This window comes from Actinacidiphila bryophytorum (genome assembly GCF_016916835.1).
Lineage (GTDB): Bacteria > Actinomycetota > Actinomycetes > Streptomycetales > Streptomycetaceae > Actinacidiphila > Actinacidiphila bryophytorum.
In genome coordinates this window covers 24,876-31,802 of the sequence record NZ_JAFFIX010000042.1, presented here as the reverse complement: position 1 = coordinate 31,802, position 6,927 = coordinate 24,876, and the positions used below count along the sequence as shown (strand labels likewise).

The window sequence follows — 6,927 nt, the reverse complement described above, 5'->3', positions numbered from 1 at the left end:
AGGCGCCCGAGCCACCCGTCGGCGGGGTCGTCGTCCCACCGGTGCTCCCGCCGGTGGTCCCACCGCTGGTCCCGCCCGCGACGCGGTACATCACCGTGCCGTGCGCCGGCACCGATGCGCTGATGGTGCCCGAGGTGGTGGACGTCGCGCCGGACCACAGGTCGGTCAGGGTGTAGGAGGACGCCCCGGTCTTGCCGACCGCGCCCGCGGTGGTGCTGATCGTGGCGGTCGAGCCGGTCTCGTTGAACAGCGCAACGGACACGTCGCCGTTGGACAGCGGTTTGGCCAGAACGTCCAGGCCGCCCCCGGACGACACCATGGTGCCCTGCTTGCCCAGCGGGTCCTGGTCCACCGCGATCACCCGGGTGTTGGTGTAGATGGACAGCGTGGTGGAGCTGGCCGAGGCGATGTTGGTGCCCGCGATCAGCGGGGCCGCCATCTCGGACCAGAGGCTGAACTCGGTGCGGGCCTCGGTGGCGGTCAGCGATCCGTTGCCGACCTCCAGCATGTCCGGGTCGTTCCAGTGGCCGGGACCTGCGTAGGAGGCCAGGCCCACGTTGCTGTGGAAGATGGAGAGCATGCTGGAGTAGCTGGCGTTGATGTCACCGGTGGTGCGCCAGCTGTTGCCGATTCCCGCGCCCCAGGTCCACACGTTCTCCTGGCCCCAGTTGCACAGGCTGTACAGGATCGGCCGGCCGGTGGCCGCCAGCGCGTCCCGCATCGCGGTGTAGCGGGACTGCCCGGACACACCGTTGTTGTTGCAGTTGTCGTACTTCAGGTAGTCCACACCCCACGAGGCGAACGTCGCCGCGTCGGTGGTCTCGTGGCCGAGGCTCCCCGGGTAGCCGGCGCAGGTCGCGGTGCCGGCGTCCTCGTAGATCCCCAGTTTCAGGCCGAGGGAGTGCACGTAGTCCGCCGTGCCCTTGATGCCGTCGGGGAACTTCGACGGGTCCGGCACCAGCCGGCCCGAGGAGTCCCGGTTGTGCGTCATCCAGCAGTCGTCGATGTTGACGTAGGTGTATCCGGCGGCCTGCATGCCGTTGGTGTGCATGGCCTGCGCCGTGGACTTGATCAGCGACTCCGACACGTTGCACCCGTAGGCGTTCCAGTCGTTGAAACCCATCTGCGGGGTCAGCGCCAGCCCGTTGCCCAGTGCGACAGCCGGCTGTGCCCCGCCGGGGGCGACCAGCGCGGCGCACACGGCGAGCAGCACAGTGGGGACTGTTAGCGCTAACACTTTTCCGATCGGCGACTGCACGATCCATCGCCTGACTCTCGCATTGCCGTTGACCATGACGTGTCGACCTCCTGGGCCGAGTCGTGGGGGGATGTGTGTGAAGTAGGTAACTCCTGTGCGATCAGGGCGTCAAGAGTGGTGGGAAAACTTCCTTCTTGATGAAGTGTTCCCGTCCGGCGTCCGCCGGCTCACCTCATGACGTCGCTTGCGGACGCCAGAGCGGCCAGCTCCGTCCGCCGCGGAAGCCCCTCGCAGTCCCCCGGCACGCTCACCGCGTACGCGCCGGCGGCGACAGCCGTCCGCAGCCGCTCCGGCGCGGGCCTTCCGGCCAGGAGTTCGGCCAGGTACCCGGCGACGAAGGCGTCGCCGGCGCCGACCGGGTCGACGACCTCGGCGGGCAGCGCGGGGAGCCGGTGGGCCACCCCGTCGACGGAGGCCGTGCAGCCCCGTGCCCCGTCCTTGACGACCGCCTGAGCCGGTCCCAGCGCGGAAAGCCCCTGCGCCAGAGCCTCGGCGGTGGACCCAGCGCCGGCGCCGAGCACCAACTGCGCCTCCTCCACGCCCGCGAAGACCACGTCGGCGAGCGCGACCAGGCGGCGCAGCGTCGGGCCCGCCGCCTCGGGACTCCACAGCTTGCTGCGGTAGTTGACGTCGACGCTCACCGGCACCCCGGCGGCCCGCGCCCGGTCGACGGCGCAGAACACCGTGTCGCAGGCCGAGGCGGACAGCGCGGTGGTGACCCCGGTGACGTGCAGGACCCCGGCGGTCTCGACGCAGCCCTGCGGGAGGTCCTCCGGGCTCAGCCGGGATCCTGCGCTTCCCGCGCGGTGGTAGTCCACCGAGAGCGCGCTGCCGAAACGGCGGTGCTTGACCATCAGCCCGGTGAAGGCCCGGTCGCGGACCACCAGGGCTGCGACGCCCTCGTAGCGCAGGCGCCGCTCGATCATGTCCCCCGTCGCGTCCGCGCCGAGCCGGCCTATCCAGGTGGCGGGCGCGCCCAGCCGGGACACCCCGATGGCGACGTTGCTCTCGGCGCCGCCGATGCCGTAGGTGAAGGTGCGGGCATACTCGAGTGAGCCGATCTCACCCGCGGTGACCAGCCCCATGGTCTCGCCGAGGGTGACAAGGCCCGGCGTGCTCGTTGCGGTCATCCCCGCTGCCCCCTCGCCGGCCGTCTCAGCCGAACACGCGGCGCTGGATCTCGCGGCGGTAGTCCTCCAGCGTCTGGTCCAGGTGGACGGTGGCCGCCTGCGCGGCGGCCTCCGCGTCGCCGCCCTTGATCGCCTGGTAGATCGCGGCGTGCTCCGCCACCGCCTCCTCGGCGTGGCCGCCGACCGTGCCGTGCAACCCGATGGTGCTGGACTGCCGTTGCAGGCGCCGGGCCTCGCGGACCGCGTCCACCAGGAACGGGTTCTGCGAGGCCTTGGCGACGCTGAGGTGGAAGTCGTCGTCACCGCGGTCGAACAGTTCGCGCCGGCCGGTCAGATGGCCTTCCCTGCAGGTCTCCGCGGCCTCCTCGATGGCGCGCAGGTCGGCAGGTGTCGCACGGGTCGCGGCCAGCCGGCTGGCCGCGGCCTCCTGGACCCGGCGGAACTCGAACAGGCGGTAGACGTGGTCGAGGTCGGTGGGCAGGAAGAAGCTCCCCCACAGCGAAGAGCCCAGCATTCCTTCGTCGTTGGCCACGAAAAGGCCGCGGCCCTTCTGGGCGCGGATGCGTCCGATGGCCGACAGGATCTTGACGGCCTCGCGCACCACGGTCCTGCTGGTGCCCAGCCGTGAGGCAAGCTGGTTCTCCGTGGGCATCCGGTCGCCCGGCTGCAGCTGCAGTTCGGCGATGAGGCGCAGGATCTCCTCGGCCACGCGTTCGTAGCCGGGTCGGTAGGCCACGGTGTCCTGCTCGTCCGCCGGCGCCGGTGCGGAGCTGCCGGTCGCCGCAAGTACGGGGTTGCCGTCCAACGACCCGCCTCCTTCATGTCCCGTCGTCAGCCACGCGGTACGCAACCGGTCCGACGTCACGTCGCAGCATACAGCGAGGGCCTGGCTCGGCAATATGTGTACGACTCATTTCTCGACTCCACCCGGAGCGAATCGTGACAGAAAGATGCAAACAGGCAGGGTAAGAGTCCATCACGTTAAAAGATCTTGGAAATAACCATGCTCATCCTGTTGACGCGACCCCGGGCTGGAGCTTGTTATGTGTGATCAAAGCGCGACGCTGCTTCGCCTGAAAACTTCCGGTCGGGACGGCTTCGTCCCGGCGACCGACAAGCTCCCCACCTGTCCGCCTTCCCCTCCGGGAGTGCGACATATCCCGGCCCGCGTCCCAGCGATGGACGGGCCCCACGACGTAGTGGAGTTGTTCATGACAGCCAAGGTCCGCGCGGTCGGCGCGAACACACCCAACAGAACCCGCGCAGGCCGCAGACGCACCGGCATGCTGGCCGCGGCCGGCGCGCTGGTCCTGGCCACGGTCGCCGCCTGCGGCGGGGGCAGCAGCACCAACGGCTCCCACGGCGGCTTCAAGCCCGTCAAGCAGACGGGCGGCGCCCTGACGGTGTGGGTGGACGCCTCCCGCATGGACGCCGCCAAGCTCTACCAGCGGCAGCACCCCGACGTGAAGATGAACATCGTCAGCTACGACGGCGACGCGAACGGCTCCAACTACCTGCGCACCAAGGTCAGTCTGTTCAACCGCACCCACAAGGGCTGGCCCGACGTGGTGTTCAGCTCGCAGAACAACGAGACCACCTGGGCGGTCGACGCCGGGTTCACCGCCCCGCTCGACAAGGGCCTGATACCGCAGTCGACGCTCGCCGGCTGGGCCAAGGGCGCCAACGCCCCCTGCACCGTGAACGGCACGCTCTACTGCCTGCGCAACGACCTCGCCCAGACCGTGCTGTGGTACAACGCCCCGCTGATGAAGCAGTGGGGATACCAGGTCCCGCAGACCTGGGAGCAGTACCAGGCCCTCGGGCAGAAGGTGGCCACCGAGCACCCCGGCTACCTGGTCGGTTCGGCCGGCGACACCTGGGCGCCCGAGCTGTACATGTGGCCGAGCAAGTGCGGGGCCAACCAGATCACCGGGCCCAAGGCGGTCACGGTCAGCACCGGCAGTGCGAACTGCACCCGCATGGCGTCGCTGCTCGACACCCTGATCAAGAACAAGACGATGTCCATGAGCAGCGTGTTCAGCTCGGACTTCGACAAGAACGAGGCGAGCAAGATCCTCATGCTGCCCGGCCCCTCCTGGTTCGGCGGCGCCCTCTTCCAGGGGTCGTTCAAGACCCCGGCGCACCAGATCGCCGTGGCGCCGCTGCCCAAGTGGTCGTCCGACAGCGGCGGTACGGCGGGCAACGTCGGCGGCGGGACCTGGCTGCTGTCCGCGCACAGCGCGAACCTCAAGGCGGCGGCTGCCTTCCTCACCTGGGTGACCACCTCGGACGACTACCAGGCCAAACTGGCGCCCGGCTACCCCGCCTACAGCGCGGCGGCGAAGAACTGGCTGGCCAAGCAGGCCTCGTCGGACTACTTCACCGGTGACATCGCCGCGCCGCTGCAGGCCGCGGCCGACCAGGTCTGGCCCGGCTGGGGCTACGGCCAGTTCAGCCAGGAGGCGGTCTGGGCCGCCACGGTGACCCCGCAGCTGACGGCGGGCAAGTCCATCGTCTCGCTGCTGCCTGCCTGGCAGACGGCGATCGCCAACTACGCCCGCGCCGCCGGCTACAAGGTCACGACCCAGTGACGGCGCAACCCACCGAGGCCGGCCGGGCACCCGTGCGCAGCTCGCGCACGCTGTGGCCCGGCCGGGCCGGGCACGGCTTCGTCGCCGCCTACACGGTCCTGCTGATCGCCTTCGGTGTCATACCGACCGGTTACGCGGTCTACTTCGCCTTCACCGACGGCGGCGGCACCTTCAGCGGCCTGTCCAACTTCTCCACCGCCGTCGACGACTTCCGCTTCACGCCCGCCATCGAGCACGTGGCCCTCTACCTGCTGTGGTGGCTGGTCTCTCTGGTGGTCTTCGTCGTCGGGCTGGCCCTGCTGCTGCACCGCCTGGCGCTCAGCGGCGTCAGCAGGGCACTGCGGTTCCTGTACTACGTGCCCGGCGCGCTGGCCGGCGCGGCCAGCGTCATGGTGTGGCTGTTCGTGCTCGACCCGTCGGTCAGCCCGGTCGCCTTCCTGCTGCGGGCCTTCGGCTACCACACGTTCGGCGAGGTCATCGCCCCCGGGCACCTGCCGATCCTGTTCACGCTCATCGCCTTCTGGACCGGGGCAGGCGGCTGGATCGTGGTGATGTACGGGGCGCTGAACAACATCTCGCAGGACGTCCTGGAAGCGGCGCGGATCGACGGCGCAGGGGCCTGGCAGACCGCCTGGCGCATCCAGATCCCGCTGCTGCGCAAGTGGATCGTCTACATGGTCATCCTCGCCTTCGCCGGCGGCACGCAGCTGTTCGTCGAGCCGCAGCTGCTGTCCCAGGCGAGCGTCGGCGTGGCCGGCCGGGACTACTCCCTCAACCAGCTCGCCTACGACTTCGCCTTCCAGAACAACGACGTCAACACCGCTGCCGCCGTGTCGGTGGAGCTGCTGGTCGTCGGGCTGGTCGTGGCAGGGGTCTTCGTGGCCAGATCGGGGTTCTTCGATGCCGACTGACATCCGGCGGCCTGCGGTCGCCACACCCTCCGGCAGCGGGCCGCTGCCCGGACGGACCGACCGGCTGCGCTCCGGCCGCCCGGTGCGCGGGCGCCGCAACCCGCTCCCGGCCCTGGTGCTCCTGCTGTTCGCGGTCTTCTTCGTACTGCCGGTGCTCTGGCTGCTGCTGGCGGCCACCAAGACCGACGACCAACTGGTGCACGACAACCCGCTGTCGTTCGGCTCCCTGCACGCCCTGCACGCCAACTGGACGGCCCTGACCGGCTACCAGGACGACGCGATCTTCATGTGGCTGCGGAACTCGGCCGTCTACTCCTTCCTCGCCCTGGTGATCACCCTGTGCGTGGCGGTGCCGGCCGGCTACGCACTGGCGATGACGGAGTTCCGGGGCCGGCGCACCCTGCTGGTCGCCACCCTCGTGGTGATGCTGATGCCGAACGCCACGCTGGTGGTGCCGCTCTTCCTGGAGGTCAACGCGGTCCATCTGATCGGCTCGATGTGGTCGATCGTCCTGCCGTACGCCTTCTACCCCTTCGGGGTGTACCTGACCTACATCTACTTCAGCACCGCCCTGCCGGGCGAACTGCTGGACGCGGCACGGCTGGACGGGTGCTCGGAGTTCGGCGTCTTCCGCCGGGTGGCCCTCCCGCTGGCGGCACCGGTGGTGGCGCTGGTGGGCTTCTTCAGCTTCGTCGCCAACTGGACCAACTACTACCTGCCGTACGTCATGCTGCCGCAGAGCGACCAGTTCCCCGTCCAGGTGGGCCTCGGCACCCTGCTGGACTCCGTCCCGCAGTTCAACCCGACGGCGAGCACGCTGCAGGTGGAGCGGCCGGAACTGGCCCTGGCCACACTGCTGGCGATCGTCCCGGTGCTGGTCGTCTTCCTGTTCTCCCAGCGGTTCCTGGTCGCCGGCATGCTCGCCGGCGCAACGAAGAACTGACCCAGCCGGCCGTCCCGCACAACGCGCAGCGCACCGCCCGCCCCGGCCGGTGTGCGGGCCGCGCTGTGCCCGGACGCGGCCGTGCCCGAACGCG

Annotated in this window: 6 protein-coding genes; 3 read left to right on the top strand and 3 right to left on the bottom strand. The window is 69.8% G+C overall.

Annotated elements, in window-relative coordinates; genetic code table 11:
- The 3 genes from JT723_RS33590 to JT723_RS33580 form a co-directional block, all read right to left on the bottom strand.
- Positions 1-1,294: glycoside hydrolase family 27 protein (locus JT723_RS33590; RefSeq protein WP_372441410.1), on the bottom strand; the 1,294-nt coding region annotated here is incomplete at its 3' end.
- A gap of 131 nt (positions 1,295-1,425) precedes the next feature.
- On the bottom strand, positions 1,426-2,388 hold the full coding sequence (locus JT723_RS33585; protein ID WP_205048675.1) for a sugar kinase: 963 nt from the start codon (positions 2,386-2,388) through the stop codon (positions 1,426-1,428).
- 25 nt (positions 2,389-2,413) lie between these two features.
- A complete protein-coding gene (locus tag JT723_RS33580) occupies positions 2,414-3,193 on the bottom strand; it encodes a FadR/GntR family transcriptional regulator (RefSeq protein ID WP_205048674.1) in 780 nt (259 codons plus the stop codon).
- A 406-nt stretch (positions 3,194-3,599) separates the two neighbouring features.
- Between JT723_RS33580 and JT723_RS33575 the strand changes: the two genes are divergently transcribed.
- From JT723_RS33575 to JT723_RS33565, 3 genes are read left to right on the top strand one after another with little or no spacing between them, the layout of a single operon-like run.
- Complete coding sequence (locus JT723_RS33575; RefSeq protein WP_240166603.1) at positions 3,600-4,979, top strand: ABC transporter substrate-binding protein; 1,380 nt, start codon at positions 3,600-3,602, stop codon at positions 4,977-4,979.
- Positions 4,976-5,890, top strand: a complete 915-nt coding sequence (locus JT723_RS33570) for a carbohydrate ABC transporter permease (RefSeq protein WP_205048673.1) — start codon at positions 4,976-4,978, stop codon at positions 5,888-5,890. The genes JT723_RS33575 and JT723_RS33570 overlap by 4 nt, the downstream gene beginning before the upstream one ends.
- Positions 5,880-6,833 (top strand): carbohydrate ABC transporter permease, encoded by a 954-nt coding sequence (locus JT723_RS33565; protein WP_205048672.1) that lies wholly within the window; start codon positions 5,880-5,882, stop codon positions 6,831-6,833. Before JT723_RS33570 ends, JT723_RS33565 begins: the two co-directional genes overlap by 11 nt.
- Positions 6,834-6,927 lie beyond the last annotated feature (94 nt).

What these genes read in the sequence shown, in the direction of transcription:
- JT723_RS33585 (WP_205048675.1), bottom strand. Translation starts at nt 2,388, where the DNA reads ATGACCGCAACGAGCACGCCGGGCCTTGTCACCCTCGGCGAGACCATG.
- JT723_RS33575 (WP_240166603.1), top strand. Translation starts at nt 3,600, where the DNA reads ATGACAGCCAAGGTCCGCGCGGTCGGCGCGAACACACCCAACAGAACC.
- JT723_RS33565 (WP_205048672.1), top strand. Translation starts at nt 5,880, where the DNA reads ATGCCGACTGACATCCGGCGGCCTGCGGTCGCCACACCCTCCGGCAGC.